Here is a 26,873-nt window from a genome sequence, read left to right on the forward strand (position 1 = left end):
ATATTCCCCTAAATTATTTAAAGGGGATTCCAATGAAAAAGCTAATTCTACTAATGCTAGTTACGTCATCAATTTTTGCCAATACACTAAGTGAAAAGCAAGAATCAGAGGTTTTAACAGCAATTGATAATATTTGTGGTGATACATGGTGTGAAGGTGATTTTAACTTTAGCTTCAACCTATTTGTTTGTGATGAGAATACAAATTCATGTGTTCTTCAAGCAGATTTAATCGTTTATGACTATAATGGTGAAGTTGAAACTGAAAAGCGCTTCCCACAATCTTGTATTGTTAAAGGTTATACAAACTTCAATCAAATGGTTGAAGAAAGTCGTTGGGGATATGATCTACAATGGCCATTCTATGAAGCTGTTACAGATTGTGTAACTGAGATGGAAGAAGCAGTTTATCAGGTTTGGGAATAACGGTTGAATTTAAAATATTTAAAATATAGGCCTCTTTCATAGAGGCCTTTTTTATTTCTATTTTAATTTGTAAGGCATATTTGTTTTTGGATTCTTTAAAACACCTTGTGGAAATGAGCTTCTCATTCTCTTTCCATTTGAGAGAATTGTTACATTTACTTGGTTCCCACCAGAGAATGTCTTGTATTCAAATGAGATTTCATTATCTGAGAATAGTCTAATATTCTTATCTGATTGTGCATCAAATGTTGTGTCGTACTCTTTAAATGCATACATTTCATCGAGAAATTTAAATTCAATAGGGCGACTATATTGTCCTGCCCAGCCAAGTGCATATTTAGCGCTTTCCACTATAATTCTGACTCCACTTGTACATTCTTTCCCTGATTTAAAGAAACCAGTTTGTTCTAAAGACTTTGTACTATTTAAAGAATAAGTAAAACGAGTAAGGCCATTTCCTAATTTTGTTCTCTTCTCTCTTAGTGGAGTTGATTGATGTTTTGTTTTATATTCAGCAGAGTCAGACCACACTGGGATCTCATAACGACACCATTGCTCTAAAGTTACATCAAAATTGAGCTCATTTGTTGGAGCATAAAATTCAAAGCTAAAAGGTCTTGCTGTTGTTTGAACTGCTTGAGCGCTTAGACCTGTAAAAAGAGTACTTAGGGGAATTAAGTATTTCATTATTTATTCCTTTATATGCGGTTTTTATTTAAGTTTTAAATGAAATATCACTTTTGTTCATTTATGCCAGTTAGAATGTATTTTATTCATTGCCTTGATGCTCGTTTCTATCTAATATCCAATAGTTAATTAGTGAATATGGTGAAAATCCATTACTGTCCCGCAACGGTTATAGTCCGATCCTAATTAGCAAATAACATTTATCCCGAGGAGGAATTATGACTGAAGATCAGTTAAAAGACGCAATCGCGCGCTCAAAAACACGTATTGTTAGGGCCGTTTTCCCAAATAGTACAAATCATTATGACACATTATTTGGTGGTATCACGTTGAAGTGGATGGATGAAGTTGCCTTCATTACCGCAACAAGGTTTGGAAGAAAGAAATTTGTCACTGTTTCAAGTGATCGTGTGGACTTCAATATGCCGATCCCAGGTGGCCACTTTGCTGAACTTATCGGAGAAGTTGTTAAAGTTGGAAAAAGTAGTCTAATTGTGGATGTTACTTTAATGCTTGAGGCAATGTATGAAGAAGGACAGGTTGAAGCAGTAAAGGGGAGTTTCACTCTAGTTGCAATCAATGATGAACGAAAGGCTGTACCTATTTTCTCATAAAAATAGAGATGGATGGATAAACTTTTTTCATTTAAAATATGACTATGTCATATTTTGAAGAAGAAGTATTTAATAGCGAAAATATTAGTGAACTCAGCTCTCTAAAAGGGGGCGAGTTCATTTGTTGTGAGTTTAATGATTTAGACTTAAGTGGATTAGATGCATCTGGTGCCAAGTTTATTGAATGTAAGTTTAATAACTCAAATTTGAGTAATTTAAATCTATTAGGTGCTACACTACGAGATGTTTCATTTGGCGATTGTAAGTGTGTCGGTATTAACTTTTCTGAGTGCAATAATTTATTTGATTTAAGGTTTAAGAGAGCTTCTCTTGATTATACAAGCTTTGTGGACTGCTCGTTAAATAGTTCAAGCTTTATTGAAAGCTCTTTTAAAGAGGCGGACTTTTCTCAGGGAACTTTTGAAAATTGTGACTTTTCAAATAGCAATCTCTTAGGTGCGAATTTTTCAAAGGCCAATATGAAAGGCTCTAATTTTAGCCATGCAATTAATTTCTATATTGATATTACAAATACAAATTTAAAAAAATGTAAATTCACTATGCCTGAGGCCCTAAACTTATTGGGCCCTTTTGGGATAGAAATCGAATAATCAAAGTTAAGCTAGGAAGGCGCCAATGAAAACACCAGAGAAATTTGCTTTAAAGGTTAAAGACAAAATCCGTGCACAAATTAATAGTGCTACTTCAAACAAACATCTATACTCGCAAAAAGATTTCCTCTATGAAAGAAAGGGGCCTTGGCCACAGCCTTCTCCTGTTCATCCTTGGGGAGAATCTCCTGCTGTTATTCATGTTCCATTTAGAGAAGTCGCTGACTGGTGGCTTTGGATTGGCCTTCGTTATATGGCGACTTTACCTCTTGCTCCTTTTTATTATCTTAAGGCCAAGATCATTCCTGGACTAAAAGAAGTCACGAATAAGGAATTTGAGGACTTATTAAATTATTCGATGATGAGTAAATTTTTAAGTGATCAATTAGATGAGGAAGATTGGAGAGTTTTTAGTGATTATAATAAAGACGAGAGAGAATGGTTTATTGTCGATCTCGATGCTGTAAGAGTTGTAAAAACATTTCCTGGTATTTATGCCAGCGCTTCTAAAACACTCCTATATAAAGAAGGAGAGCGCTTCATCGTTCAGGCGATCTACATCAAAGACACTGAGACTGTATTTGATATAAGTGAGGATTCTGATGCATGGGAGCTAGCAAAGTACTTCGTCCTTCAAGGAGGAGCTCTATGTGCAACTTTAGTTGTTCATCCTTTATTGCACTTTCCATTCGACTCAATAAATGCCATCTCTAAGACATCATTACCTAAAGAGCATGTTTTATTTAAATTACTATCTCCACATTTTCGTTTTACTCTGCCACTAGAGAATGCTGTATTAAATTATAAGAGCTCTCTTCTTCAAGAGAAGTGGTGGATGGTGTATGCGCCTTACCCTGGAGGACCAGCTGGTTTAAGAGATTTACTAGTGGAAGGATATAAGGGAATTAAAGGAAATTTATCTTACCCTCCATTTTCATACTCTCTTAATTCTCCAGGTGTTGAAGGAAAGTACGGCATCTATTTAAAAAGCTACTATGAAGTTTTCTATAAATTTGTATCAGAAATTTTATCAGATGTAGAAGATGGTGATTTTTGGATTACTAAATGGTCTGATTATTGTCATCAACACGTTAACGATTTTCCAAAAGGTAATGATATTTTCAAAGGTGATACATTAGTGAAAGCAGTGACGACCTATCTTTTTACAGTAACTGTTGCTCACGCTACTGATCATTACAATTATGGAATCTTAGATAAGAGACAGGTTCCATTACGACTTAGACAAGCGCCTCCTAAAAAGGGAGATAAGATGATGAAAAGATCAAAGCTTGTTAAGGCCTGGGATCAAATGAAATACTCTATGGCCGATAATCTCTTCTTTTCACCAACTACGGTGACAAAACTCATTGATGCTAATTATAAGTTCAAATGTCCTCGACGAAGAAAGGCAGTTATAACCTTTAAAAAAGATCTTATCGACCTTGATAGAAAGTTAAAAAAAGAGGGGATAGAATATATGCCACTTAATAAAATTTCGGCAAGTATTCAGTTCTAAAGGCTTAAATTCTTGGCAGTAATTGGAGCTTATTCACATGACGTAAATCATAATTGTATTTTTATGTTCTGAGAAAAAGCTCTTTAATTTCATGTGGTTACATCGCTAATTTCACCTGATGAAGAAAGTGGCAATAAATATTGTGGGATAATTGGCCATTATGATGTTACGTGATAAATTAATTGCGCTTCTATTTGGGGACTTGAAAAACTTTTCAGATCAAGAAGTTTCACATTTTCGTCTCTATCTATTGACGGTACTTCTTACAGCACCTCTATTGTGGACTCACGTACTGGCCGCATATGTATTCACAGATATTCCTACCTTCTATCAACTGGGAATTGTCTGTGCAACGATTCATCTATTGAGTCCACTTCTGTATAAAGTATTCCGCTCTTTTTCATTAATCTTTCACGCAATCATGTTTGCAGGATTCTCTCATATCGTTCTTTGGACACATTATACCGGTGGGATTTACAGTGTTCAGCCTATTTGGTTTACCGTTCTTCCTCTTATCGCTGGAGTTGTAGGAACACGTAGAGACTTTATCATCTGGTGTGTGATTCCTGTCGTAGCGACTTTGTATTATTTCGTGCTTAACTTAAATGGTTTTGTATTTACAAATCACTTATCTCAAACTGGTGATATTGCTGCCCGTGTTTTTATAATGATGGGACTTATCTTTTTAAATACTGTTTATATGTTTGTTTTCTTAACTGAAAGGGATCGCTTTAATAAGGCCATTTTTGAGAAGAGTGAACAGATTAATACACTATTAACACTCGTTGGACACGACATAAGTAACCCTTTAACTGTTATTAATTTATCACAGAAGAAGTTATTCAAATTATTAGAAGATAATTCTGATGAAGAGATTAAGAAGTGCCTGGCCCGTATTAATTCTTGCACGACTGGGATTGGAAATATACTTGCTCAAATACGGGATCTACAATCGATCAAACAAGGTAAAGTCGAGTTAAAATTTGAAAAGGTCTACATTAATGATGTTGTGGACTATCTTTCAAAAGTATTTGAATCTAAGCTTCAAGAAAAGGAGATTATACTAAATTATGACTTTAAGAAGTATCAAAATGTCTATGTCATGGGAAATGCTACAGCATTAAAATATCAAATTTTAGGTAATCTCCTCTCTAATGCAATCAAATTTTCGGAAAGAGGTAAGGAGATAAAAATAACCATAGAAGAAACAATTGATGGTGTTCATATTCATCTAATTGATGAAGGTGTTGGAATTGATGAAACACTCTTAGATATTCTTTTTGAAAGTAATGCCATCACATCAAGACAGGGAACCGGTGGAGAAAAAGGAACAGGTTTTGGGATGTCCATTGTGAAGACATTTGTTGAACTCAGTCATGGAACTATTGCTGTGAAGTCCCGAACTAAGAATGACTCACCGGACAATCATGGAACACATTTTCAATTAAGCTTTAAAAAGACGCTATTCTCTTAATTTTTCTTTTTCTGCTGGGATTTGTTATAATGTATTAAATTTATAACAAAAGAGGAATCTATGAGAATGATGAGGTCGACAAATCCGACACTATCAAATGATGTTTTTAATACAAGAGCAACAACAGGTGAAACAATGAGTTTTTCTGGTGTTTTCAATAAGGGGATGATTCTCTTTGCTCTTATGATGATGACTTTTATTTATACTTGGAATCAGACACTTGGTGCTCTTGAAAATGGTATGGGTGGCCAACTTTCACCATTTGTCATGATAGGTCTTATTGGTGGACTTATTGCAGCAATGGTTACAATTTTTAAACCAACTTGGGCCATGTTCACAGCTCCAATCTATGCACTCTTTGAGGGCCTATTACTTGGCTCTGTTTCAGCAATGTATGAATTTCAATTCCAGGGATTAGTCTTTAATGCCGTAACGATTACATTTGGGGCTTTTATCACACTTTTCTTTCTTTATCGTTGGGGCCTAGTTAGAGCAACTGGTACTTTTAAGAAGATTATAATGACAGCAATGGGGGCCATTTTCTTAGTGTATATGGTTGGATTTGTAATGAGCTTCTTTGGAGCATCAATTCCATTAATTCATGGAAATGGTCCAGTCGGTATTGGCTTTAGTCTTGTGGTTGTTTGTATTGCAGCTTTTAGTTTAATTCTTGATTTTGACTTCATTGAAAAAAGTGTTAATCAAGGTGCTCCTAAGTACTTAGAGTGGTATGCAAGCTTTTCTCTTATGGTTACTTTAATTTGGCTTTATATGGAAGTTTTAAGATTACTATCAAAGTTAAATAGTCGCGACTAATTTAAATATTTATGGACCAGCGTGCTCCAAAGAGTATCTGGTCCATTATTAGCTTTTCTGAATTAAAATCTTTTCCAGTTTTCCCATCTAAATCTTCAATCTTTTTACGATATAAATTAAATAGACTCTGATCTTCTGGCAGTTGATTGGCCATTTCTTTTAAAACTTGTGCTGCTTTTGAGAACTCTTTTGCAACGGGAGTATTAGAGCGTCCCGCTATTTCATAACTTTGATAAACAGAAGTAATCGTCTTTTTAAAATCTCGTAAGAGCTTCTTACTAATTGAATTATCAAGAGGAATATTCTTATTTGCCCAATCCTTAATTTCGCTTATCTCAGTAAAATGAGCGTAGAATGAATCAGTTCGACTATACTCGTATCCCCATTTTGATTTCTTTACGATCACACCTTGGCAAACGACTTTTAAGGCATCATCACTTAAACTATTAACAGTGATCGTTGATGTTCCTAAAATCTCCTCACTCTCATAGCCTTCTAAATCAAGGCAACGATATCGACATGTGAAGATGACTTCTTTTGGATATGGTGCTGAAAAATCATTTTGAATATAGCGCTTAGTTGAGTAGTCACTAATACAGTGGCCGGCCTCTAGTGCATATGAATTAAATGAGAAAAGAATTAATGAAATAAGTAACTTTAAAATCACGTTCTATCCTTGAGTTGTCATACCGTTATAAATAACGAACCAGATATAAATAGATAAAATAAGGAGGATTACCTTAAGTACAATACGGATATAATTTGGCTTGCGTGGCTTCATTGGCGCATTATAGGTGGGACTTATCAAAAGTTCAATATTACTAAGTAGTTGAATATATTGGGTAGTATAGCTTTTACGTCAAGTTAATTAACTTAGTTTCCGATAAAGTCTTAAGTATTTTTATTATTAGGGGAAACAATGCTTAAACTTCTTAAGAATCCGTCACTAATTCTAATCTTTTCTCTCTTGGCCGGGGTATTTCCACAGGTCTATGTCGCAAAGTACGATTATCCAGATTTCTTAAGTCGCCTGCCGGCTTCTTCCCCTCAGAAAACGGCCTATGAAGTATGGGGTGAGATGATGGAGTCATCTGTGGCCTTTAATGCTAAAGCAACCCAAGTCCTAGGCTCTGGCCGTCGCGCCATTTCTTGGGGAGGTGAAAAAGAGGGTTCATCTTCATATGTCACAAGAATCTTTGGGCCAAGTGCACATACGTTTGAAGCTATTGTCGAAGGTTATTCGATGGATGAAGAAGAGCAAGTTACATTTCTTAGAGACTTCTTTAGTCGTTGGATGAATAATCGAGCTGGTGAATCGATACGTGTATGGATTGATGAAGATGGTGTTCGCCATGATCCTGCACAAGAGTTATTAGATGCTAAGGGGCGAAATAAGGCCATTAATATGTCCTTCTTAAATAACTTTGACCCGCAAACAGCATCACATGAACAGTTAATGAATAAATGGTCAGAATTTATTAGTAAGACCAATAATAGTCCATATAGTTATTTAACTCCTGGAACTAGACGTAAGTTTTTTAAAGGAGAATTCTCATCATTAGTAGATCCAATTGACGATTACTATGACATGGTTCCCAATCTTGGAGCACCTGAAAAGTATATGTCTGAAATTGAAGATACTTCTGTTGGATGGGAAGTTAAATTTGCACCACAGAAGTCTTATGGTGAATTTCAAGAAATGATCGCATGGTTTAAGAAAACGATGGGACGCGGAGGTGAGTTATTTCAGGCTCCGGGGCACCAGCGTATGGTTGTTCCTATTGGTGGAAACTTTAATCGTTCAAAAGCAGCTGAGTTAACAAAAGCAGCTCAGGCCCTTATTGTCTTGGAGGGAATTGCTGGACGATCAGGTATTGAAACTGCTGATTATAAAAGTATTATTGATGATTATGAAATTATCGAAGCACTGGAAGACGGTTATGAAACAAATCGTGGTCCTCTTCGTGTCGATGATGAAGATCGTTTTATTAATAACTCAATCTCAATTGAGTTTAGATCGGGGACAAAGAACTCTCGTGTCGCTCGCTTTATTCAAGCTTCAATGGCATCTCGCTTTTCTCGCGGTGACTTTACAGGGATCTCTAAAGCTGATTCTTGGAATATCATTGGAGAATACTCAACATACCCTGATGAAGATGATCTGGTTGAGCGTTTTGGACTAACTCGTAGTCAGGCCCAGAGGGCCGCTCAAAAACTAAGAAGAGCTGGATTAAGTGGTTACAATATTGCTCTATGGAATTGGTATGATGATAACCCAATGTTAGGGGATACTAAGAAAGCTATTTTAAAGAATTTAACACGAGACTATTTAATTGATGTGGCAAGTTTACGTCATACTAATTATGAGAATTTAAAGAAGGCAGTAATCTCTTTACAAAGAGAATGGGTTAAATCTTCAAATATTGCTGAAGATGTTAAGAAGTATATGATGCCTGCTCGAAAGTTTTCGGATAAAGAAAATTTTCATAAGTTTAAACCAGGTACAAGAATGAATGTCGATGTTAATAAAATCGATCTTGGAGTTGAGTACTCAGCTAAATTCCCATTAAAATTTGAAGGTGACTATGCCATGATTGAAGATGGTAGCGGAGGCTATAATCGCCAAAGGCTAATGGATGGAAAAATGTCTTGGCTTCAAACACGTGTTGATATGTCGCCAGAAGAAAAAGAAGAATACCTAAAAAAGATGGCCGTAGATCTAAGAGATCGTCTAGGTGGAGAAGGTGAGCCTGAAAGACTTTTTGAGGATGGTCACGGTCACGGTTTAGATATCGCATATAAAATTAAAGACTCAAAAGATCGTTCATGGCGAATTGAGTGGGATGGTATTGGACGTAATTATACCCCAAGTGGTGAAGTCTTAGTTGAGTCTGTTAGAGCTGGATCAATTGAAGTTGTTACTCCAAAATTTGAACCAAATATGGATGAAGTCCAAGCAGTATATGATACTTTTGAAAAGAATAATGCCCTTCCATATATTAAAGCAGGTGGTGGGCACTTAAATATTGATCTAACAGCATTTGAAGGAAAGCCGAAAGAGTTTGCTCGTTTTCTAGCGACTTTCCATGAATACAGGTCAGTCATTGCTTTCTTATTTCAGGATCTCAATCGTATTAAAAGTGCAGAGCCTGTCGATATTAGTGAAGAGTTTGCTCAAAAGCTTGCTAATTGGAATGGCTCTGAAGCAGACCTAAAAAAGGCCCTTTATAATGAAGGATATTTTAACAAGCGAGTAGGAAGAAAGACTCGTTATACGCACTTAGATGTTTCGGCCTATTTTCAGGATGTGATTCCTCCTAAGTTTATTAGTGATGACTTTGATATCTCTAACCCAAAAGTTCCGTGGAGACCTGCCTTTAGAGTTAATCCAAAAATTCGCAAGGCCGAAGTGAGAATGTTTAATGCTCCAAGAGATGCATATGAGAGTGCTCTTCAAATGAAGCTATTTCGTGCAATTTTAAATAAAGCATTAAATAAAAATGATGAGATCTCTGGTGAGATGCAAAGTATTTCTCATGAAGAGTATCTGGAAAGGCCAGATCGTTTAATGGATGACTTAAAGAAGATGACTGATGATCTAGGTCTAGAGATGCGTGAATTTAGACCACTTGCTGGTGAAGCATTATCTAATGTTGAACATTATACGCAAATGAAATTTTATAAACCATTAGCTGATCAATTAACAAATAATCCAAAGTTTACTAATTGGGAAAGGGCAGTAAGACCAAGGGGAGCTCGTTCTGCGATTTCTTCTGAAGGAAGAGCTTATACTGGAGAAATTTCACCCGAGGCCCGAGAGTTTCAACGATTAAGGATTCAATCCGCAGAAGATAGCGCATACAATCGCGCCAATGCGGCCACAAATCTTTCTGGCCTTCCTCAGCTGAAAAAGAAGACCAATTGTGTAACAGCAATTAGAGATCTCATTGGTCAATAACAGTGGTTAAACGAGAGATCTATTCAACGCTTATCCATGAGGATGCAAAACATATTGTGGATCTTTTGGAGAGTCATGGAATTAAGAGCGAGTCATCAAACTCGCTCTTAAATGATCATATCTATCTCAATAGTGCTGCCACAAAAGAATATTCTATATCCATTAATGAATTGGACTATTATCAAGCGAAGTCCCTACTAGAAAAAGAAGGTGTTGAAGTAAAAGAGATACCTCTTTCTGATGGTAAAAAGAAGCTTGATAACGATTATCTTCACGATTCTCTACGTTTGGCGATCTTTGGAATGCTATTTGTTCCGCTCATTTTAAATATTCTATCCCTATTTAAACTTTATATGGCCATTAATAAGGGACAAAAACTTAAGTTCTTCTCAGTTCTACAAATCCTATTCTTTAACATCGTTGGAATCAGCTTTTGGAGCATTTTTCTCTATAATAAATATATTGAATCACAATGATAATTTATAATCATTATATTTATGATGCTTAATTCGATAATTTCTCTTTAACAAACTTTTTCAATAAAGAAAAAGAGTAGGGAGAATTTATGAAAGCATTATTAGTTGTATTATTTTCGTTGACGTGCTTTGCACAAACGACAGTTATTTCAGAGCGTACGGTTCAACTACCTGTTGATATTAGTAGCGCTAAATTAAAATGGACGAACCTAGGTTATGGCAGCATTTACTTTGTAAAAGTCATTGTTCCGCAATTAGCTGGAGAAACATTCCTAAATCATCGAAATGTTGGTGAGGACGGACCTTGTTTATTTACTCATGATACGAGAAACGTAGAGGACGTCGTCGGAGACAATCCTTCAATTGAAGATGTTGATTTTAAGATTAAGCTATCAAAGCAAACAATCAAGCTTGACGAACAAAAGTGTGGGGTTGTTCTAATAGAGGATGTAAGAGCAAATATTCGTGGTTTTGAATTTCAGCACACTCTTAGACACACAATGCCAGAAAGACATATTGATGATTGCTTCTAGCGAAGGTCTTTAAATAAAAATTCCAATCCATTAAGTTTGATCTCGGCCAGCTCTTCCAAGAGCTTGCCGAGCTCTCCTTGTGGAAAGCCTTTATTCGAAAACCACACAAGATACTCATCAGGTAGGTCTATAAGAAGGCGACCTTGATACTTTCCAAAGGGCATACGAATTTGGACAAATTTTAATAGATGTTGCTTATTAAATTCAATATCCATAAAGACATTATAAATTAATACTCGTTGACTGGCCCCTAAATACTTTGCTAAATATGACATATGGCAGAATTTAAAGACTTAGGGTTATCCCCACATATTTTATCAGCTCTTGAAAAGAAAGGTTATACACAACCAACTGAAATTCAAGAACAAGCGATTACACCAGTTTTACAAGGGCGTGATCTTATTGCAATCTCACAGACTGGGAGTGGGAAAACTGCTGCTTTTAGTGTTCCGCTACTTCATTTAATCAAAGAAAGTAAGAGAAAGCTTAATCCATTTCATGTAAGGGCCCTTATTATTGTGCCAACACGTGAACTTGCTATGCAGGTAGAAGAAAGCTTTAAGCAATATGGTAAGGGACTTGCCTTATCGACAATGGCCATATACGGCGGACACAGTCGTAAGCAACAAGTTCAAAAGCTTGCTAAAGGAATTCAGATTCTGGTTGCAACACCTGGCCGTCTAGTGGATCTATTAGAAGATGATTATGTTATTCTTGATGATTTAAAATACTTTGTCCTTGATGAAGCAGATCGCATGCTTGATATGGGCTTTAAAAATGATCTTGATAAGGTGATGGACAAACTTCCTAGTGAAAGACAATCGCTTTTATTTTCTGCAACGATGCCAAAGCCTGTTGAAGAAATAGCTCGAAGAACTCTAGTTAACCCTCATCGTATTGAGATTGCACCAGTGCACGCAAGACATGAAGGGATTCGTCAGATGGCCTATCTTGTTGAAGAAGAAATGAAGGCCGACTTTCTTTTGAAGTTTCTTAAAGACCGCCATATTAAAAGTATAATTGTCTTTGTCAAAACAAAGTCTCAGGCAAATAAATTAGAAAGGTATCTTAAAGAGAATCATATTAAGGCCTGTGCAATTCATTCTGATCGCGATCAACGCCAAAGAGTTTATAATTTAAAAGAGTTTCAAAAGGGTGCCATGCACGTTCTTGTGGCAACTGATATTGCAGCAAGAGGTCTTGATATTGATGGTGTAGGGTATGTCTTAAACTTCAACCTACCTCAACAAATCGAAAATTACACACACAGAATCGGAAGAACTGGCCGTGGGGGGAGAAGAGGTATTGCGATCTCTTATATCTCACCGCAAGAAGAAGGCTATTTTAATAGAATCCAAAAAGAACTTGGTCTTGATATCCATATAAAAAGGCCTACAAAGTAGGCCTCTCATATTTTTTTGAATATCTTTTGAAAATTACTTTTCGATATTTGCACCAACAATCGCAGCCATTTGCATCATGTTGATTGTCTCACCTTCATTCATATTACGAAGATCTGTTACTTTTCCAGACTTAGAAGTTGAGTTTGTATTTCTAAAAATTGGAAGTAGAGTAGCGTCAGCTACAATAAACTTACCTGCATTTTCAGGCTTTCCATTTTCAGTTTTTGTTTGAAGACCTTTTTCCTTGATATAGTCCCAAAGTCTTTTTGTAATCTCTGTGCGTGGAAGTTCAGTTTCTCCTAGCATTGATGCTAGTTCTGTTTTTAACTTAACTGGCTTCTTTAATCCTTTTGCTTCACTCATATTTAAATCCTTTTTAAATAGCTATTGAAATATTGTTTAGTAAAATCAAGTCTTTGTACAGTAAATTCTTAGTCATCTAGTCGATCATCAGCAATATGTGTCGATAAATCATCAATTACTGATAATTCCACGATATTTGATGCTTTGTCTAATAGCAATTGGCAGTCTTTACTTAAGTTAAGTAAATGAAGTTTTTTTCCAACTTGCTCATAACGCTCAGTGATATTTTGCAGGGCCTCAATTCCTGAATGATCCCAAACTTTTGAGTTATCAAAATCGATATAGACGTGTTCTTTATCTTCTTTAAATTCAAAAAGGTCTTTAAAAGAAGTTACTGAACCGAAGAATAATGGGCCTTCTAATTCATAGAATGTTCCTTCTTTTTTATCTTCTCTTTTTGCATGCATTGTTTTTCCGTGTTCCCATGCAAAAACTAAAGCTGAAACAATAATACCAACAGCAACCGCCACTGCTAAGTCAGTTAGAATCGTTACAACTGAAACGAGGATAATAACAAATAGATCAGACATCGGAATCTTTTTAAAGAGTCTTAAGCTTGACCACTCAAATGTTCCAATAACAACCATAAACATAACACCAACAAGTGCACCAAGTGGAATCATCTCAATTAGAGGGGCACCAAAGAGTACAAATAGTAGGAGAAGAATAGCTGCTGTAATTCCTGAGAAACGACCTCGTCCACCACCGCGAATATTAATCATTGATTGCCCAATCATGGCACAACCACCCATTCCGCCAAAGAATCCATTAACGAAGTTTCCAATTCCTTGACCAATACATTCACGATTTCCTTTTCCTCGAGTATCAGTTAGTTCATCAACAAGTTGAAGAGTCATAAGGGACTCAATTAAACCAACTGCGGCCGCAAGAACAGCATATGGAAGAATGAAAGTAAAAGCATCCATTGTGAATGGTACATATGGAATTCTAAAAGATGGAAGACCTGCTGCAATCGTTGTGATTGATTTATCTTGATCTTGAACAAAGTCGAGAACTGTTCTTACTAGTCCTGGATTTGCTTCATTTAGAAAGTAGCCAATGACTGTTGAGAGAACGATACCTGCTAATGTGGCAGGAATGGCCTTTGTTAATTTTGGTAAGAATACGCTTACTCCCATTGTAAGAGCTATTAGGCCACACATTGTCATTAGTTGAGGTGATGGTAGAAGTTCTCCTCCCATCGTAAACTGACTAAATTGCGCCTTAAAGATAATAATCGCTAGACCATTTACAAAACCCAACATAACAGGATGTGGTACAAGGCGAATGAACTTACCAAGTTTTAATATCCCACAAATGATTTGAATCATTCCCATTAAAATAACGGCAGCAAAAAGGTAGTTTAGCGCATTATCCATGGCCGCATCAAACGTCATACCTTGTGACTTACTCATTTCCATTACTTTATACACTAGTGGTGCAAAGATAACTGCAACTGCTCCTGTTGCACCTGTGATCATTCCTGGTCTACCTCCAAAAATCGAAGCGAGTAATCCCATCATGAAAGCTGCGTAAAGACCTACTTTCGGATGCACTCCTGCAACAAAGGCAAAGGCAATCGCTTCAGGAACTAGTGCTAAGGCAACAGTTAATCCTGAAAGGAAGTCGTTTTTGAGGTTTTCTGGTTTCTTTACAATTAATTGAACAAATTTGTTCTTCAGTGAAGCACTTACATCTTCACTATGCTTGATTTTATCAGCTGACATCTCTCTTCCTGTTTTAAATGATATAAGGCTAAATCATATATTACTTGATGCATTATTTAAAGTCATTATCCTTTAAGAAGTCGTTAAACTTTAATTACTTATCAGTAGTTTTTGATCTCGTTCAAAGCATCACAAATATTATTTAATAATTGGCAATTCTTAACAATTTATTGACCAAATAGGGATATCTCTTCACAGCATGTGAATGAAGTAATGAAGTATTTTGATTCTCGTTTAAGCTTTGAGCAGGACTTTATTTTTTGTGGTGAGAGTCAGTGTTCTTCTCTTGAAAATCAAGGGGAGAGGTTAAAGGAGATAGCTGAGCTTATCGATGCTGGTGCATTTGAGTCTCTCTTAACAGCTAATCTTGGCATCATTGATGAAGAGTCGTTAGCATATGCCCATCGAATGGTGGAAAATGACCAATTACTAGGTAAAGTTGTCTTAAATTACAGTGAATAACCCATAAATTGAATAAAAAGAGCACAAATATTGTGCTCTTTCCTTTTTCGTTTATAATGAAACTATGAAAATTAATGAAGAACTTACAGAAAAATTTAAAGAAGCTTACGATGTTGCCCTAAAGGCAAGAAGTCAAGCTCATGCTCCATATTCAAAATTTCAAGTTGGCTCGGCCTTAAAAATTGAAGGCGTTGATCAATGTATACCTGGCTGTAATGTTGAGAATGCAAGTTATGGTGGAACAATTTGTGCTGAAAGAGGAAGCATCCTTTCAAGTGTTGCCAATCACGGCAAGAAAAAATTCGAATATATTGTCGTTGTAACCGACCAAGAAGAGCCTGCAGTTCCATGTGCTTTTTGTCTTCAGGTATTGTCTGAGTTTGTTGGCCCTGACTTTCCAATTTATCTTGGAAACCTAAAAGGCATCACTAAAGAAGTTCTTTTTAAAGAACTGCTACCACATCCGTTTACTGAGTTTACAGTTTAACAGCGTTGGAAAACTTCTTTCGTGTGAGCACCATAGATTTCTAGATCATTTAGTCCAGCTAGACTTTTAATAAGCTCTTTGTCTGACTTATCATCTAAGTTCTTTTCTAGGTACTCAAAGAAACCATTTCGGTCTTTGCTTTCAAACGAAGCACTCTGAACTACGCGATAAAGATCCTCACGAGTATTATTTGAGACCTCAATTAACTTGTGAAGCACAAAGCTTGATAGGTGTTTGAAGTTTGCAGTTACTTTTGAAAGCATGGCCTCTTTATCCACAACAAGATCTTCAATTGTACTAGTCATTCTCTCTATAGAGTAGAAGAGTATTCCAAACATATCTGGTAAATAAAATCTTTCTGAGCTTGAGTGGCTAATATCTCTTTCGTGCCATAGGAGAGTGTTATCCATGGCAATTTGCTGATAAGAGCGAAGCATTCTGGCCATTCCTGTTAGGTTTTCGCTAGAGATTGGGTTCTTTTTGTGTGGCATTGTAGAAGAACCTTTTTGTCCTTTTTTAAAGCCTTCAAAAACTTCGGCAACATCAGAGTGTTGAAGATGGCGAATTTCAATACAAAGTCTTTCTAGAGCGCAACCAAATAGTGAGATAATAGATGTCAATTTTGCATGTCGATCCCTTGGGATAACCTGTGTTGATACAGATTCTACTTGAAGATCAAGTTGTGATAGAACACGCTTTTCAATTTCAGGAGTAATGATCGTGTAATTTCCAACTGCTCCTGAAATTTGACCAGTAAGTTCATTATTGTAGAAGTCTTTGAGGTCATTGAATCTTCTCTTAAATTCACAATAGTGACCTCTTAATTTTTGCCCAAAGCTCATTGGCTCAGCAAAAATCCCATGTGAGCGGCCAATGCATATTGTGTCTTGATGCTCTAGGGACTTGTCTTCAAGGGACTTAAGAAGCTTTTCGAAAATAGGGAAAGTACGTTCTAGAGTTTCTTTTATTTGAAGAGTTAGTGCTGTATCGATTACGTCTGAAGAAGTCACACCGTAGTGAAAAAACTTTCCTTCATTGGTTTCTAGTTGTTCTGTGATTGAAGTACAAAAAGCAATAACGTCATGGCGTGTTTCTTTTTCTATTTCTTTGATTCTCTCTGGACTGACAGAAACAGTATTGAGTTTATTGGAGAACTTATTTTCAATTAGTCCTGCTTCTTCAAGTGCGACGACAAGGGCCTTTTCAACTTCGAGGAATTTCTCAAATTTAAATTGGTCTGTCCAAATTTCACTAATTTCTGCTTTGTTATATCTTTCAATCATATTTATTCCCTAAAATATAAAACCAAGTCCTGCTTGTGCGCTAACCCAGCTTGCAGTTGTTTCAACTGGTGTTGTGTCATCTGAACTCTTAAGTGCCATTAAGTTATAAATGAAGCGAAGAGAGAAGTGGACTCCTCCAGATGCTCGCCAGATTAATCCATATCCTGCGTTAAAACCAAGCCCTGCTAGATCAACACCAAACGCTTCACTATCAGCTAAATTATAAGTGATATTAGTCTGAATCTCATCGTAAATAGAGTTAATATTGATGAAGTCATTTATAAGAATTGATCGACGGCTTAAGCCTGCACCAATAGAGTAGGTATTTAAACTTGCATCAATATTATCAAAAGAAGTCACCGCTGCCACGTCTAGTGTGTTGAGGGCCCCATATAGGGTGTAGGATAGATCTGATGAATAAAAAGTAAGGGTTCCACTAATTGTATTTGTGCTAGAGAATTCACTCATATTAGTAATAGCACCAAAGCTAACTTCTAGTGAAAAGTTATCATCCTTTGCATTATAGGATTCCAATTCATATCCATAATCCTCTTCAACAATCTTTATGTCTGAAAATTGTGAAAGTCCTTGAGCAAAGGGCGTATTAGATAAAAGAAATGAAGATAAAATAATTAGTAATTTTTTCATTATCGACCTCCACCTTTAACGATGGCCTTATCAAATGTTTGGTCCGGTAGGTTTTCAACTCCGATGATCTGTGCAAGTTCAATTCTTTTTACAAGATATTGATACTTAAGAATAGACTCACGATTTAGTGATTCATAGTAATCTTCCATGGCCATTTGATATTCCAGAAAACGAGTCTTTCTTTTTGAATATTGATTTAGTGCTGTATCCATTCTCTTTTTAAGAGAATCATTACGGCTTTTTATAATCTCTAATTGCTCTACTGTTGAGTTTAGAAAATTGAAGATATTAACGATGGCCTCTTCAACCTTTCTTCTTGTAAGGCTTAAGTTATATACGGCCTTCTCTTTTTCTAGTCTGGCATTGGCAACTTTTCTACGGTTAAATAGTCCACCATCACCAAATAAGGTCCAACTCGCGTTTAAGCTAGCAACAAGATCAATATTGGAATCACCGGCAGAGCTTGTATAGTAATCTGTCCCGACATTTGAACCACTGAAGCCGTGAGCATAAGTTCCAAAATTTACTGAAATCTTTGGTAGGGGAAGATTATCTCTTAAAGCGATTTCATATTCTCTTGCTTTTATATTTGAATCCACTTGGCGATCAAGAATAAAAGGAGAAAACTTTCTGGCCGTTGCCATGGCATTCTCGCGATTATAAGTCGTTTTTGAATACTCATAATCATCTTTTATCAGATATAGAGTTCCTGGAGCATCGTCTAACAGCTTTGCCATATTTTCATTTTGAATCGCTTCGTTAGTTTTTGCTCTTGTGTAATGCTCTTGGGCCCTTAAGTATTCAGAGCGTGCTTGGTAGTATTCATGTTTTGTGATCTTCTTTTGTAGGACTTTCTCACGGTTAAGACGATACACAAGCGTTGCACTTTGTAGGTACTGACGAGTTATGACCTTCAAGTCTTTTGCGTGAATGAGTTCAACATATTGGCGAACAAGCTCCTGTTTGAATTCACGTAGGTCTTCCTTGTCTCTTTGTATCTCTCTTTCAAGTGATTCTTTTTCATTTTTAAAGTTTAAGTAATCCTTTCCCCAGTTAAATAGAGTGTATTCTCCCAATTCTAAGGCCAGGGCACCACTTGCATCTTTGGTTATGCGACTTGCACTTTCACTTCCTGTCTTAAGAGTTCCAATTCGTTGTGGGTTTAACTGAAGAGTAATCTTTGGATTTGGTGTCCAAAAAGATTCTTTTACATCTTTTAACTTATTCTTTGAGATCTCAATATTCTTACGTCGAATAATATTGGCCTGGTATTTTCTCATCCCTTGCTCAATGACTGTTCCGAAATCGAGTGGGCGATAGGTTTGTGTTGTGGTTGAGTCATTTGCCTCTTGTATGAAAATCTCTGGAGATTGTTCATCATCTATAGCATGTAAATTATTGGTATAGAGCAAGCAAAAGGCGATAATAATGCCTAAAGAACGTGTCATATAAGAAATCCCTCTCAAATATAAATAAAACTTTATAATGTGTGCATGAAAATTATGTCTTGCATGACTCGAGATGGCAAATTTTAAGGTTATTTAGAGTGTCAGGCCAGGGCAGCCACGACGAACGATTTGTTCCTCAAGTTTAATGACTTTCAGATTGGTGATCTTTAATTCTTGAATGACTTTGTATTGATTGGCACGCAGCTTCTTTGCAATGGAAACTTTATTATCTGGTGCATCCTTAAGCAGATTCTTATTGCGATCCAAGAGAAAGAGTAATCTTTGGCGATGTTGAACCTTATCCTGTCTTTGTTGCATTAGGTCGTCACATCTTCTCGAAATTGATGGATCAGTAATAATAGATTCTGAAACACTTTGGGCCATTGTATTGGCAACAAAAATCATGGAACTCAATAAAATGAAGGGAAGAATGGCGTCTTGCGCAAACTTGAAGTATTTCATAGATTTATAATATCACACTTTGCAACGGCCCTTAAGTTTTGATAATATTTACTGTCAAAAAGGTAAATAATGAACTTAAAAGCTTTGGTATTAATACCATCAAGATTCGCCTCGACTCGCTTCCCCGGAAAACCACTTGCACAGATCAATGGTAAGGCCATGGTCTCTCATGTATACGATGGATGTGCTCCTATTGCAGATGTATTTCCAGGTTCTAAGGTTTGTGTCGTAACGGATAATGATGATATTGAAAAAATGTTAAAAGAAAGCGGACGTAATGTTGTTCGAGTAGACGATGATGTTCCTTCCGGAAGTGAGAGAATCTATCTCGCTTATGAGCGCTTTTTTAAAGATGAAAAATTTGATTTTGTTATTAATGTCCAAGGTGATGAGCCGCTCATTAAAGCAGACCTTTTAAAGAACTTGATAGAGATTCATCACGGACAAAACTTTGACGTGGCAACTGTGATCAAAGAGATGTCCATTGATAACGATCACGAAGATTATTTGAATCCAAATAAAGTGAAGGCCGTCTTCTCAAAAGAGAAGAATATTTGCCACTACTTTACTCGTAGTCCTCATCCTTTTAATCGTCAAAAACAAGCAGGCCTAAATTGGTATCTGCATATTGGGATTTATTCATTCAGACCAGAAGTTTTAAAGAGCTTTTGTTCTCTAGGTGAGTCAACAAACGAAAGAATTGAATGCCTTGAACAATTACGCCTACTAGATAATGGGCACACTATTGGGGCGACCATAACAGATATGACATTATGTGGAGTTGATACTCCAGAAGATATTCCATTTGTGGAGGGAGTAATTAATGGCCAATAGCCAAAAGAAGTATATTTTTATTACAGGTGGAGTTGCTAGTTCCCTAGGGAAAGGTTTAGCTGCAGCTTCAATTGCATCACTCTTAGAAAGACGTGGGATTCGTATCAATATGCTAAAGATGGATCCTTATATTAATGTTGACCCCGGAACAATGAGTCCAACTCAACATGGTGAAGTCTTTGTCACTGATGATGGTGCTGAAACTGACCTCGACCTTGGCCACTATGAGAGATTTACTTCACTAACTCTTTCAAAGCAGTCAAACTTCACAACTGGTCAAGTCTATTTAAAAGTTATTGAACAGGAAAGAGAAGGGAAGTATCTGGGGAAAACGGTTCAGGTCGTACCTCATGTTACTGATGAAATTAAGCGCCGAATTCATTTGGCCGCTGATGATGCAGATATTTTAATTGGTGAAATCGGTGGAACAATTGGTGATATTGAATCTCTTCCATATGTCGAGTCAATTAGACAATTTGCTCATGATGTTGGACAAGATAATGTTCTCTTTGTTCACCTTGTTCTAATCCCATACCTAGATGCTGCGGGAGAGTTAAAATCAAAGCCTGCTCAACACTCTGTTAAAGAATTGAGATCGCAAGGTTTATTCCCACATGTAATTATTTGTCGAAGTGATCGAGAAATTGAAGAGTCAATTATGGATAAGATTTCTCTTTTCTGTAATGTTCCTAAAGAGAATGTTTTTCAGTCACTAGATCTTGATTCTATTTATAAAGTTCCTCTAAATTTCCACGCTCAAGGTTTAGATGAAAAGATCACTCAAATCTTAGGGATTTGGTCATCATCACCAAAAGTTGCTGACCTTGAAAAGGTTGTTTACAACTTTAATAACCCGTTAAGAGAAGTAAAGATTGGTATTGTTGGAAAATATACTGAACTAGTTGAATCTTATAAATCTCTTGATGAAGCACTTAAGCACGGAGCTCTTGCTCATCAATTAAAGCTTGTTCCTGTTTATGTTGATTCAGAAGAAATTGAAAAGAAAGGTGCCGATAAACTTCTTTCTGATGTTCAAGGTGTTCTTGTTCCTGGTGGATTTGGACAAAGAGGAACTGAAGGAAAGATTGCGGCCATAAAATATGCTCGTGAAAATAAGATGCCTTTCTTTGGTATCTGTTTAGGGATGCAATTAGCAATCATTGAATATGCTAGAAATATTTGTGGCCTAAGTGAGGCTACATCAGAAGAGTTCAACACTGGTGGTGATCACCTTGTTCATTATATGGAAGGGCAAACTCGTGACGGAGCAAAAGGTGGAAGTATGCGCCTTGGAAGTTACGATTGTGAACTACTTGAAGGAAGCCGTACAAAAGAGATTTACGGACAAAAGAATATTCAAGAAAGACACCGTCACCGTCTAGAAGTTAATAACTTCTACGTTGAAAAATTAAAAGAGAATGGCCTTATTATTAGTGGCCGAAACCCAGAGCTTGATCTTGTTGAGACAATTGAAATTAAGGATCATCCTTTCTTCATTGCTTGTCAGTATCACCCTGAGTTTAAATCGAGGCCATATGCGGCCCATCCAATTTTTAGTGAATTCATAAAAGAGGCAGATAAGTATGGAAAATAAGAAGTTTGATTTATTTATGGGGACTTGTGTAATCGAGTCAGAACAAATGTGTATGGACGTTTGCGGAAGCTTATTAGAGATGCTTAAGCCAGTAATGGATCAAGTGAACTTCTCTTATAAGGGAAGTTTTGATAAGGCCAATCGTTCTTCAATTAGCTCTTTTAGAGGACCAGGTCTTGAAAAAGGTCTTCAGATTCTTGAAAAAGTAAAAAAAGAATATGGAGTTCAATTGATTACTGACTTCCATACAGCGGATCAAGCAGATACTGTGGCAAGTGTTGTGGATACAATTCAAATCCCAGCATTCCTATGTCGCCAAACAGATATGATTCTTGCAGGAGCTCAAGCGTGTAAAAAGCATGATGCTCAACTGAAGATTAAAAAAGGACAATTTCTTTCTCCTGAAGAAACGGGAAATATTGTCACGAAAGCGGAAGAATTTCTTTCAAAAGATAAGATCCTTCTTACGGAAAGAGGGACGTCATTTGGTTACAATAATCTTGTTGTTGATATGGCAAGCTTTCAAATTATGAAGTCATTTGGTGTTCGTGCTATTCACGATGCCACTCACTGTGTACAAAGACCAGGTGGATTAGGGACGGCAACAGGTGGAAAACGTGAACAGATTTTAACTCTTGCACAAGCAGCTGTCGCCGCTGGTGCTGATGGAATCTTTATGGAAGTTCACCCTAACCCAAATGAAGCAAAGTCTGATGCAGCAACGAGCCTTCCTCTTGATAAGGCCGGGGCCATAATTGAGAGACTATTAAAAATAAGAAAAGCAGTAACGGAATAATTAATGGATTTATTTACAAAAGCACAAGATTTTAAAGACAAATTAAAAGATATCAAAGTATTAGCATTTGATATTGATGGTGTCCTAACGCCGGGGCACGTTTGGTATCAAGATGATGAAATGGGCTTTAATCGCTCATCTCATACATCTGATGGATACGCACTAAAGCTACTTATGAGAGCAGGTTTTAAAGTTGGTGTTATCTCAGGAGGAGCATCAAAAGGTGTTCAAGAACGCTTTGTGAATAATCTTAAACTAGACTTTGCTTTTTTAGGTGATGAAGATAAGAGAGTTGCTTTTAAGAAAGTCTTAGATCTTGGCTTTGAACCACATGAGGTTCTTTTTATGGGCGATGAATTCTTTGATGTACCACTTTTAAAGGCTGCAGGATTTGCTGTCACAACACCTCATGCCTCACATGAAATCAAAATGTTTTGTGATTATGTGACTCAAAGAGAGGGTGGGCATGGTGCAGCTAGAGAGATGATTGATATTTTTCGCTACGTACATGGAATTGTTCCCGAGGTTTTAGACTTTGATGACAAACCAATTGATTTTAAATCGAGCTGGCCAAAGTAGGAGTTGATATTATGGATATGGAGAAGTTAAAAGGCCTATTAAATGATCAATACGATTGGCCTGCAGAATATAATTTTAAATTTATCGGAAATGATAGCAACCGAGATGAATTAATTATGGCCGTTGGCGCAGAGCCACACCATGAAAGACCGTCTAAAACAGGTAAGTATATTTCTTTTACTTTCAACGTCAAATGCAATAGTGCAGATGAAGTGTTAACAATTTATGAAAGAGTTTCTCGCCTTCATGGTATAATGTCTCTATGACAAAAATTTATAAGACAGCACTAGTTGTTGGCGCGGGTGCCTTTGGAACATCAATTGCTTCAATCCTTGCCAATAAATTTGAACATGTAATTTTAAAAGTTCGATCAGAAGATGTTTATCAAAATATCAATGATGATCGTGAAAACTCAGTCTACCTTCCTGGTATTAAACTTGATGGTAATATCAAGGCCATAATCGAGTGGGATGAGTTTGATACGAATTTTGAGGATGATCTAGAACTTGTTGTATCAGGTCTTCCAACTCACGGAATTCGTACCTTCTTTAGCGAAAATCTTGATCGCTTTGAAGGCTATCTTAAAAGAGAAATTCCTATTATTAGTTTATCTAAAGGGATTGATCCAGAAACTCTTGAGTTGAGTGATGACCTCTTTAATGATTTCTTCCCACAATATCGTGACTATATTACTTTCTTATCTGGCCCAAGTTTCGCAAAAGAAATAATGGAAAAACAGATTACTCTAGTCACAATTGCTGGACGATCTAAAAAAGTTCTAATGGATATCGCAACGAAGCTTGATACTCCATATTTTAAAGCACTTCCTAGCTATGACATTAAAGGTGTTCTCTTAGGAGGAGCACTTAAGAACGTTCTTGCTATTGCTGGTGGTATTGTCGAAGGTCTAGGCTATAACCACAACACTCGTGCGGCCATGATTACACGTGGAATTGTGGAGATGCTTCGCTTTGGAAAAGTCTTCAATGCACGTCCTGAAACATTCTATGGGCTAAGTGGAATGGGGGACTTAATCTTAACGACCACTGGTGGCCTCTCAAGGAATAAGACCTTTGGATTAGAGATTGCAAAAGGGCGTAAGCCACTTGATATCATTAATTCTCAGCGTACTGTTGTTGAAGGTTATAAGACGACAAAAGCTGCTTTTCTTCTAGCTGAGAAGTACGATATACGAGCTCGAATTTTTAAAGGGCTTTATGAAGTCCTTTATAATGATGCTAATGTTGAAGAGGTTTTAGAAAAACTTATGAAGGCACCAATTAAGTTTGAAATTGATTAAGATTCAATGACTTTATTTGGAAAGAAGATTGTAAACTTCGTTCCTTCATTAAGCTGACTTTCAACGTCAATAATTGCACCCATCTTTTGTGCTGAATGCTTTGTGATAGCAAGTCCAAGTCCCGTTCCACCAGTATTTATGCTACGAGAGCTATCGACACGATAAAAGCGCTCAAATATACGGGCGATCTTATCATTTGGAATACCAACTCCTTGATCTTGAACACTAATATATGATCCATCTTTATTTGAAGAATAATTGATGGTTATTTGTGTATTTTCAAGAGAGTACTTAATGGCATTTGTAATTAAATTTGAAATACAGTGATAGAGTAGTCTCTTATCTGTATTTAAGGTTTTAAGATTATCTTCATTAATTTGAATCGAAATATCTTTTTCATTGAGCTTTAATTGGTAATCATTGATTAGTGCATTAATAAACTCTGGGATATTAATTTCTTCGACTTCGATCTTTCCTTCGTTTTCAATTTTTGAAAGAGATAAAATACCATTAATTAACTCGTCTAGGCGATCAACGTTCTGAGAGATGATATCCAAGATCTCGGCTTGATCTTTATCTTCATTAATCGATTGTAAAGTTTGAGAGTATCCCTTTATAGAAGTAAGGGGAGTCTTAATTTCATGTGAGACATTTTCAAAGAAGTCTCTTCTCATATTATTTACATCTTGAAGTTTTGTAATATCGCTAAAGTAAAAGAATAGCTCATGGTTTTTCTTTTTTGATTTGATATTGCTTGTTTTGAGTTGATAGACGTGATTACTACCTTCGACACTTTTTAATTCTACTTGAGAGTTGTGAATTAAGTGAGCGTTATAACCACTCTTTCTAATGAGATTGATAAAGTCATAGTCTCGAATAATGTTAATAATTTCTACACCGCGATACTTTCCATTAAATGAAGAAAAGGTCTTGCGAAAGGAGTCATTTGAAAAAACAATTATTCCTTTATCATCTGTAGCGACAACGGGGTCATCAATTGAGTTTAAGATGACAGAGTAGTACTGTTTTGTATTAAAGATCTCTAATTTCAATTCTCTTCGTTTATTAAAGTTCTTTTGTGATTTTGATTCAATATAGTCCCAGTAGTCGCGGCTATCGCTTGTATCGATTTTATTCTTCATTCTAAAAAGTTTGAATAAACTATATAGAGGTGAAAAATAGTGCTTAAAAAGAAAGAATTGTCCTGCCAGAAACAGGAAGCCAAGTATGCCCATGGCCAAGAAGAGTTTAGAAAATACTCTTTTTGACATTAACTTCAAGGCATCTGATTTTATTTTTATAAAGAGAGTATAGACCTTTTCTTTTGAAGTAATTGTTTCGTGATAAAAGATATGATCTTCCTCACTTCTATAAGATCCTGGATTAAGTCCTTTAAACTCATTGATCTTAAAGTTAGCTTCACCACAACGAATTGTTCTATTTGCATTGAGTATATAAAATTGTGAGCGAGGAGATTTATACTCACACATTTTTGATATATTATTTTTTTTGAATAAGCTGAGTTCTTGTTCAATTATTGAATGAATAAAGTTATCTTTAAAGTTTCCAATAAAGACAACGCCCATAACGAGTAGAGAGATACAAAAAAGTATCGTTTGATAGAAGATGATATCGTTTAGGAATTTTATTTTAAGAAAATTAAAAAAGTTATTCTTCACTTTTTACTCGATAGCCAATTCCTCGAACTGTTTCAATAACTTTAGATTTCTCACCGAGTTTCTTTCGTAAGGCAAAAACATGTGTGTCAACAGTTCGATCTGTTACATATATATTTTCACCCTTTATTAAATCGACAATTTGCTTTCTTGTAAACACTTTCCCAGGACTTGATATGAGTACACAGAGGATTTTAAACTCCGAAACTGTTAATTTTACGAGCTTTTCATCAACTTTTGTTGTCACGCTTTCGGTGTCGACAGTAATTCCCATATGTTGAAAAGTCTTACTGTCGTGCTGTGCGTCTTCTTTCGTGATAGCTTCAATTCTTCTTTTTAGACTTGTGACACGGGCCTTAAGAACGCCAATATCAAATGGTTTCGTGATATAGTCATCGGCCCCAGCATCAAGTCCTTCAATGATGGATTCGCTTGATGTTAAAGCTGTTACAAAAAGAATCCCGGCCGTTGTTAGAGCTTTTGGGCCTCTGATGTAGCGACAAATTTCAACACCAGTTAGATCCGGTAGCATTCGATCGAGAATAAAGATTTCATAGTTATCTGAATCGATACAGGCAATGGCGCTATTTCCTGTTGGTGCGATGTCGTAATCAATACCTAGGCTCTTTAAGTTTACACCAATTAGTTTAGCAATCGAGTTTTCATCTTCAACAATAAGGGCCTTCATAATTTAACCTTTA

29 protein-coding genes and 1 riboswitch are annotated in these 26,873 nt (G+C 36.3%); of the genes, 18 read left to right on the top strand and 11 right to left on the bottom strand.

The genetic code is table 11. The features are described from left to right. Window positions 1-32: 32 nt before the first annotated feature. Window positions 33-425 (top strand): hypothetical protein, encoded by a 393-nt coding sequence (locus ACMAZI_RS05550; protein WP_120405159.1) that lies wholly within the window; start codon window positions 33-35, stop codon window positions 423-425. Window positions 426-482: 57 nt separating this feature from the next. On the opposite strand, the gene ACMAZI_RS05555 is transcribed toward ACMAZI_RS05550, so the two are convergent. Then, a complete protein-coding gene (locus ACMAZI_RS05555; protein ID WP_120405158.1) occupies window positions 483-1,112 on the bottom strand; it encodes a hypothetical protein in 630 nt (209 codons plus the stop codon). Between the two features lie 78 nt (window positions 1,113-1,190). Beyond that, window positions 1,191-1,365: riboswitch (cobalamin riboswitch) on the top strand. Here ACMAZI_RS05555 and ACMAZI_RS05560 point away from each other — a divergent pair. The 5 genes from ACMAZI_RS05560 to ACMAZI_RS05580 all read left to right on the top strand — a co-directional run bounded on the left by ACMAZI_RS05560 (window position 1,331) and on the right by ACMAZI_RS05580 (window position 6,143). Beyond that, a complete protein-coding gene (locus tag ACMAZI_RS05560) occupies window positions 1,331-1,726 on the top strand; it encodes an acyl-CoA thioesterase (RefSeq protein WP_148666850.1) in 396 nt (131 codons plus the stop codon). It overlaps the preceding riboswitch by 35 nt. A gap of 44 nt (window positions 1,727-1,770) precedes the next feature. Further along, window positions 1,771-2,337 (top strand): pentapeptide repeat-containing protein, encoded by a 567-nt coding sequence (locus ACMAZI_RS05565; RefSeq protein ID WP_162929651.1) that lies wholly within the window; start codon window positions 1,771-1,773, stop codon window positions 2,335-2,337. Window positions 2,338-2,362: 25 nt separating this feature from the next. Next, window positions 2,363-3,853, top strand: a complete 1,491-nt coding sequence (locus ACMAZI_RS05570) for a hypothetical protein (protein WP_412473586.1) — start codon at window positions 2,363-2,365, stop codon at window positions 3,851-3,853. A 160-nt stretch (window positions 3,854-4,013) separates the two neighbouring features. Further along, a complete protein-coding gene (locus ACMAZI_RS05575) occupies window positions 4,014-5,327 on the top strand; it encodes a sensor histidine kinase (protein WP_412473585.1) in 1,314 nt (437 codons plus the stop codon). A 69-nt stretch (window positions 5,328-5,396) separates the two neighbouring features. After that, window positions 5,397-6,143, top strand: coding sequence for a Bax inhibitor-1/YccA family membrane protein (locus tag ACMAZI_RS05580; protein ID WP_114706223.1), 747 nt, complete (start codon window positions 5,397-5,399; stop codon window positions 6,141-6,143). A 1-nt stretch (window position 6,144) separates the two neighbouring features. Here the strand turns inward: ACMAZI_RS05580 and ACMAZI_RS05585 are convergent, their stop codons facing one another. Then, entirely contained in the window at window positions 6,145-6,810 is a 666-nt protein-coding gene (locus tag ACMAZI_RS05585) for a hypothetical protein (RefSeq protein WP_114705196.1), read from the bottom strand. Window positions 6,811-7,062: 252 nt separating this feature from the next. Between ACMAZI_RS05585 and ACMAZI_RS05590 the strand changes: the two genes are divergently transcribed. The 3 genes from ACMAZI_RS05590 to ACMAZI_RS05600 all read left to right on the top strand — a co-directional run bounded on the left by ACMAZI_RS05590 (window position 7,063) and on the right by ACMAZI_RS05600 (window position 11,110). Further along, window positions 7,063-10,101 (top strand): hypothetical protein, encoded by a 3,039-nt coding sequence (locus tag ACMAZI_RS05590; RefSeq protein ID WP_412473584.1) that lies wholly within the window; start codon window positions 7,063-7,065, stop codon window positions 10,099-10,101. Between the two features lie 2 nt (window positions 10,102-10,103). Next, a complete protein-coding gene (locus ACMAZI_RS05595) occupies window positions 10,104-10,577 on the top strand; it encodes a hypothetical protein (protein ID WP_412473583.1) in 474 nt (157 codons plus the stop codon). Window positions 10,578-10,666: 89 nt separating this feature from the next. Next, window positions 10,667-11,110 (top strand): hypothetical protein, encoded by a 444-nt coding sequence (locus ACMAZI_RS05600; protein ID WP_114705193.1) that lies wholly within the window; start codon window positions 10,667-10,669, stop codon window positions 11,108-11,110. On the opposite strand, the gene ACMAZI_RS05605 is transcribed toward ACMAZI_RS05600, so the two are convergent. Continuing rightward, on the bottom strand, window positions 11,107-11,325 hold the full coding sequence (locus ACMAZI_RS05605) for a DUF3820 family protein (RefSeq protein ID WP_114706222.1): 219 nt from the start codon (window positions 11,323-11,325) through the stop codon (window positions 11,107-11,109). The genes ACMAZI_RS05600 and ACMAZI_RS05605 overlap by 4 nt on opposite strands. Window positions 11,326-11,385: 60 nt before the next feature. On the opposite strand from ACMAZI_RS05605, the gene ACMAZI_RS05610 reads away from it, so the two are divergent. Beyond that, window positions 11,386-12,513, top strand: coding sequence for a DEAD/DEAH box helicase (locus tag ACMAZI_RS05610; protein ID WP_114705192.1), 1,128 nt, complete (start codon window positions 11,386-11,388; stop codon window positions 12,511-12,513). A 33-nt stretch (window positions 12,514-12,546) separates the two neighbouring features. Here the strand turns inward: ACMAZI_RS05610 and ACMAZI_RS05615 are convergent, their stop codons facing one another. Together ACMAZI_RS05615 and ACMAZI_RS05620 are read right to left on the bottom strand one after the other, a co-directional pair. Beyond that, complete coding sequence (locus ACMAZI_RS05615; protein ID WP_114705191.1) at window positions 12,547-12,876, bottom strand: SWIB/MDM2 domain-containing protein; 330 nt, start codon at window positions 12,874-12,876, stop codon at window positions 12,547-12,549. A 68-nt stretch (window positions 12,877-12,944) separates the two neighbouring features. Continuing rightward, the gene (locus ACMAZI_RS05620; protein ID WP_114705190.1) at window positions 12,945-14,603 is read right to left on the bottom strand and encodes a SulP family inorganic anion transporter; all 1,659 of its coding nucleotides are present in this window, start codon (window positions 14,601-14,603) and stop codon (window positions 12,945-12,947) included. Between the two features lie 201 nt (window positions 14,604-14,804). On the opposite strand from ACMAZI_RS05620, the gene ACMAZI_RS05625 reads away from it, so the two are divergent. Then, the gene (locus ACMAZI_RS05625) at window positions 14,805-15,065 is read left to right on the top strand and encodes a hypothetical protein (protein WP_412475113.1); all 261 of its coding nucleotides are present in this window, start codon (window positions 14,805-14,807) and stop codon (window positions 15,063-15,065) included. Between the two features lie 64 nt (window positions 15,066-15,129). Further along, window positions 15,130-15,552: a cytidine deaminase gene (gene cdd, locus ACMAZI_RS05630; RefSeq protein WP_114705188.1), complete on the top strand. Its 423-nt coding sequence runs from the start codon at window positions 15,130-15,132 to the stop codon at window positions 15,550-15,552. On the opposite strand, the gene purB is transcribed toward cdd, so the two are convergent. From purB to ACMAZI_RS05650, 4 genes are all read right to left on the bottom strand, one after another. Then, entirely contained in the window at window positions 15,549-16,835 is a 1,287-nt protein-coding gene (gene purB, locus ACMAZI_RS05635) for an adenylosuccinate lyase (protein WP_120405150.1), read from the bottom strand. The genes cdd and purB overlap by 4 nt on opposite strands. Before the next feature lie 9 nt (window positions 16,836-16,844). Next, a complete protein-coding gene (locus ACMAZI_RS05640; protein ID WP_114705186.1) occupies window positions 16,845-17,483 on the bottom strand; it encodes a hypothetical protein in 639 nt (212 codons plus the stop codon). Beyond that, window positions 17,483-18,931 (bottom strand): TolC family protein, encoded by a 1,449-nt coding sequence (locus tag ACMAZI_RS05645; protein WP_114705185.1) that lies wholly within the window; start codon window positions 18,929-18,931, stop codon window positions 17,483-17,485. The genes ACMAZI_RS05640 and ACMAZI_RS05645 overlap by 1 nt, the downstream gene beginning before the upstream one ends. A 93-nt stretch (window positions 18,932-19,024) precedes the next feature. Beyond that, window positions 19,025-19,393 (bottom strand): hypothetical protein, encoded by a 369-nt coding sequence (locus ACMAZI_RS05650; RefSeq protein ID WP_133296839.1) that lies wholly within the window; start codon window positions 19,391-19,393, stop codon window positions 19,025-19,027. A gap of 69 nt (window positions 19,394-19,462) precedes the next feature. Between ACMAZI_RS05650 and kdsB the strand changes: the two genes are divergently transcribed. The 6 genes from kdsB to ACMAZI_RS05680 are packed head-to-tail and all read left to right on the top strand — an operon-like array spanning window position 19,463 to window position 24,496. After that, window positions 19,463-20,227 (top strand): 3-deoxy-manno-octulosonate cytidylyltransferase, encoded by a 765-nt coding sequence (gene kdsB / locus ACMAZI_RS05655; RefSeq protein WP_412473582.1) that lies wholly within the window; start codon window positions 19,463-19,465, stop codon window positions 20,225-20,227. Next, window positions 20,217-21,821, top strand: a complete 1,605-nt coding sequence (locus ACMAZI_RS05660; protein ID WP_120405148.1) for a CTP synthase — start codon at window positions 20,217-20,219, stop codon at window positions 21,819-21,821. Before kdsB ends, ACMAZI_RS05660 begins: the two co-directional genes overlap by 11 nt. Further along, entirely contained in the window at window positions 21,811-22,617 is an 807-nt protein-coding gene (kdsA, locus tag ACMAZI_RS05665) for a 3-deoxy-8-phosphooctulonate synthase (RefSeq protein WP_114705181.1), read from the top strand. The genes ACMAZI_RS05660 and kdsA overlap by 11 nt, the downstream gene beginning before the upstream one ends. Window positions 22,618-22,620: 3 nt before the next feature. Continuing rightward, entirely contained in the window at window positions 22,621-23,196 is a 576-nt protein-coding gene (locus ACMAZI_RS05670) for a KdsC family phosphatase (protein WP_114705180.1), read from the top strand. Between the two features lie 11 nt (window positions 23,197-23,207). Continuing rightward, the gene (locus ACMAZI_RS05675) at window positions 23,208-23,462 is read left to right on the top strand and encodes a DUF493 family protein (protein ID WP_114705179.1); all 255 of its coding nucleotides are present in this window, start codon (window positions 23,208-23,210) and stop codon (window positions 23,460-23,462) included. Then, the gene (locus ACMAZI_RS05680) at window positions 23,459-24,496 is read left to right on the top strand and encodes an NAD(P)H-dependent glycerol-3-phosphate dehydrogenase (protein WP_114705178.1); all 1,038 of its coding nucleotides are present in this window, start codon (window positions 23,459-23,461) and stop codon (window positions 24,494-24,496) included. The genes ACMAZI_RS05675 and ACMAZI_RS05680 overlap by 4 nt, the downstream gene beginning before the upstream one ends. On the opposite strand, the gene ACMAZI_RS05685 is transcribed toward ACMAZI_RS05680, so the two are convergent. Continuing rightward, window positions 24,493-26,175, bottom strand: a complete 1,683-nt coding sequence (locus tag ACMAZI_RS05685; protein ID WP_114705177.1) for a sensor histidine kinase — start codon at window positions 26,173-26,175, stop codon at window positions 24,493-24,495. The two genes, ACMAZI_RS05680 and ACMAZI_RS05685, sit on opposite strands and share 4 nt — an antisense overlap. Beyond that, window positions 26,165-26,860, bottom strand: coding sequence for a response regulator transcription factor (locus ACMAZI_RS05690; RefSeq protein WP_412473581.1), 696 nt, complete (start codon window positions 26,858-26,860; stop codon window positions 26,165-26,167). The genes ACMAZI_RS05685 and ACMAZI_RS05690 overlap by 11 nt, the downstream gene beginning before the upstream one ends. Window positions 26,861-26,873 lie beyond the last annotated feature (13 nt).

It is taken from the genome of Halobacteriovorax sp. YZS-3-1, assembly GCF_047084945.1.
In the GTDB taxonomy this organism is placed as follows: domain Bacteria; phylum Bdellovibrionota; class Bacteriovoracia; order Bacteriovoracales; family Bacteriovoracaceae; genus Halobacteriovorax_A; species Halobacteriovorax_A vibrionivorans.

Excerpts from the sequence above, each read along its gene's own strand:
- ACMAZI_RS05640 (WP_114705186.1), bottom strand. The coding sequence starts at position 17,483 with ATGAAAAAATTACTAATTATTTTATCTTCATTTCTTTTATCTAATACG.
- ACMAZI_RS05660 (WP_120405148.1), top strand. The coding sequence starts at position 20,217 with ATGGCCAATAGCCAAAAGAAGTATATTTTTATTACAGGTGGAGTTGCT.
- ACMAZI_RS05680 (WP_114705178.1), top strand. The coding sequence starts at position 23,459 with ATGACAAAAATTTATAAGACAGCACTAGTTGTTGGCGCGGGTGCCTTT.
- ACMAZI_RS05590 (WP_412473584.1), top strand. The coding sequence starts at position 7,063 with ATGCTTAAACTTCTTAAGAATCCGTCACTAATTCTAATCTTTTCTCTC.
- ACMAZI_RS05670 (WP_114705180.1), top strand. The coding sequence starts at position 22,621 with ATGGATTTATTTACAAAAGCACAAGATTTTAAAGACAAATTAAAAGAT.
- ACMAZI_RS05645 (WP_114705185.1), bottom strand. The coding sequence starts at position 18,931 with ATGACACGTTCTTTAGGCATTATTATCGCCTTTTGCTTGCTCTATACC.
- ACMAZI_RS05580 (WP_114706223.1), top strand. The coding sequence starts at position 5,397 with ATGAGGTCGACAAATCCGACACTATCAAATGATGTTTTTAATACAAGA.
- ACMAZI_RS05615 (WP_114705191.1), bottom strand. The coding sequence starts at position 12,876 with ATGAGTGAAGCAAAAGGATTAAAGAAGCCAGTTAAGTTAAAAACAGAA.
- purB (WP_120405150.1), bottom strand. The coding sequence starts at position 16,835 with ATGATTGAAAGATATAACAAAGCAGAAATTAGTGAAATTTGGACAGAC.
- kdsB (WP_412473582.1), top strand. The coding sequence starts at position 19,463 with ATGAACTTAAAAGCTTTGGTATTAATACCATCAAGATTCGCCTCGACT.
- cdd (WP_114705188.1), top strand. The coding sequence starts at position 15,130 with ATGAAAATTAATGAAGAACTTACAGAAAAATTTAAAGAAGCTTACGAT.
- ACMAZI_RS05610 (WP_114705192.1), top strand. The coding sequence starts at position 11,386 with ATGGCAGAATTTAAAGACTTAGGGTTATCCCCACATATTTTATCAGCT.
- ACMAZI_RS05560 (WP_148666850.1), top strand. The coding sequence starts at position 1,331 with ATGACTGAAGATCAGTTAAAAGACGCAATCGCGCGCTCAAAAACACGT.
- ACMAZI_RS05675 (WP_114705179.1), top strand. The coding sequence starts at position 23,208 with ATGGATATGGAGAAGTTAAAAGGCCTATTAAATGATCAATACGATTGG.
- ACMAZI_RS05650 (WP_133296839.1), bottom strand. The coding sequence starts at position 19,393 with ATGAAATACTTCAAGTTTGCGCAAGACGCCATTCTTCCCTTCATTTTA.
- ACMAZI_RS05600 (WP_114705193.1), top strand. The coding sequence starts at position 10,667 with ATGAAAGCATTATTAGTTGTATTATTTTCGTTGACGTGCTTTGCACAA.
- ACMAZI_RS05550 (WP_120405159.1), top strand. The coding sequence starts at position 33 with ATGAAAAAGCTAATTCTACTAATGCTAGTTACGTCATCAATTTTTGCC.
- ACMAZI_RS05605 (WP_114706222.1), bottom strand. The coding sequence starts at position 11,325 with ATGGATATTGAATTTAATAAGCAACATCTATTAAAATTTGTCCAAATT.
- ACMAZI_RS05555 (WP_120405158.1), bottom strand. The coding sequence starts at position 1,112 with ATGAAATACTTAATTCCCCTAAGTACTCTTTTTACAGGTCTAAGCGCT.
- kdsA (WP_114705181.1), top strand. The coding sequence starts at position 21,811 with ATGGAAAATAAGAAGTTTGATTTATTTATGGGGACTTGTGTAATCGAG.
- ACMAZI_RS05620 (WP_114705190.1), bottom strand. The coding sequence starts at position 14,603 with ATGTCAGCTGATAAAATCAAGCATAGTGAAGATGTAAGTGCTTCACTG.
- ACMAZI_RS05565 (WP_162929651.1), top strand. The coding sequence starts at position 1,771 with ATGTCATATTTTGAAGAAGAAGTATTTAATAGCGAAAATATTAGTGAA.
- ACMAZI_RS05575 (WP_412473585.1), top strand. The coding sequence starts at position 4,014 with ATGATGTTACGTGATAAATTAATTGCGCTTCTATTTGGGGACTTGAAA.
- ACMAZI_RS05570 (WP_412473586.1), top strand. The coding sequence starts at position 2,363 with ATGAAAACACCAGAGAAATTTGCTTTAAAGGTTAAAGACAAAATCCGT.
- ACMAZI_RS05690 (WP_412473581.1), bottom strand. The coding sequence starts at position 26,860 with ATGAAGGCCCTTATTGTTGAAGATGAAAACTCGATTGCTAAACTAATT.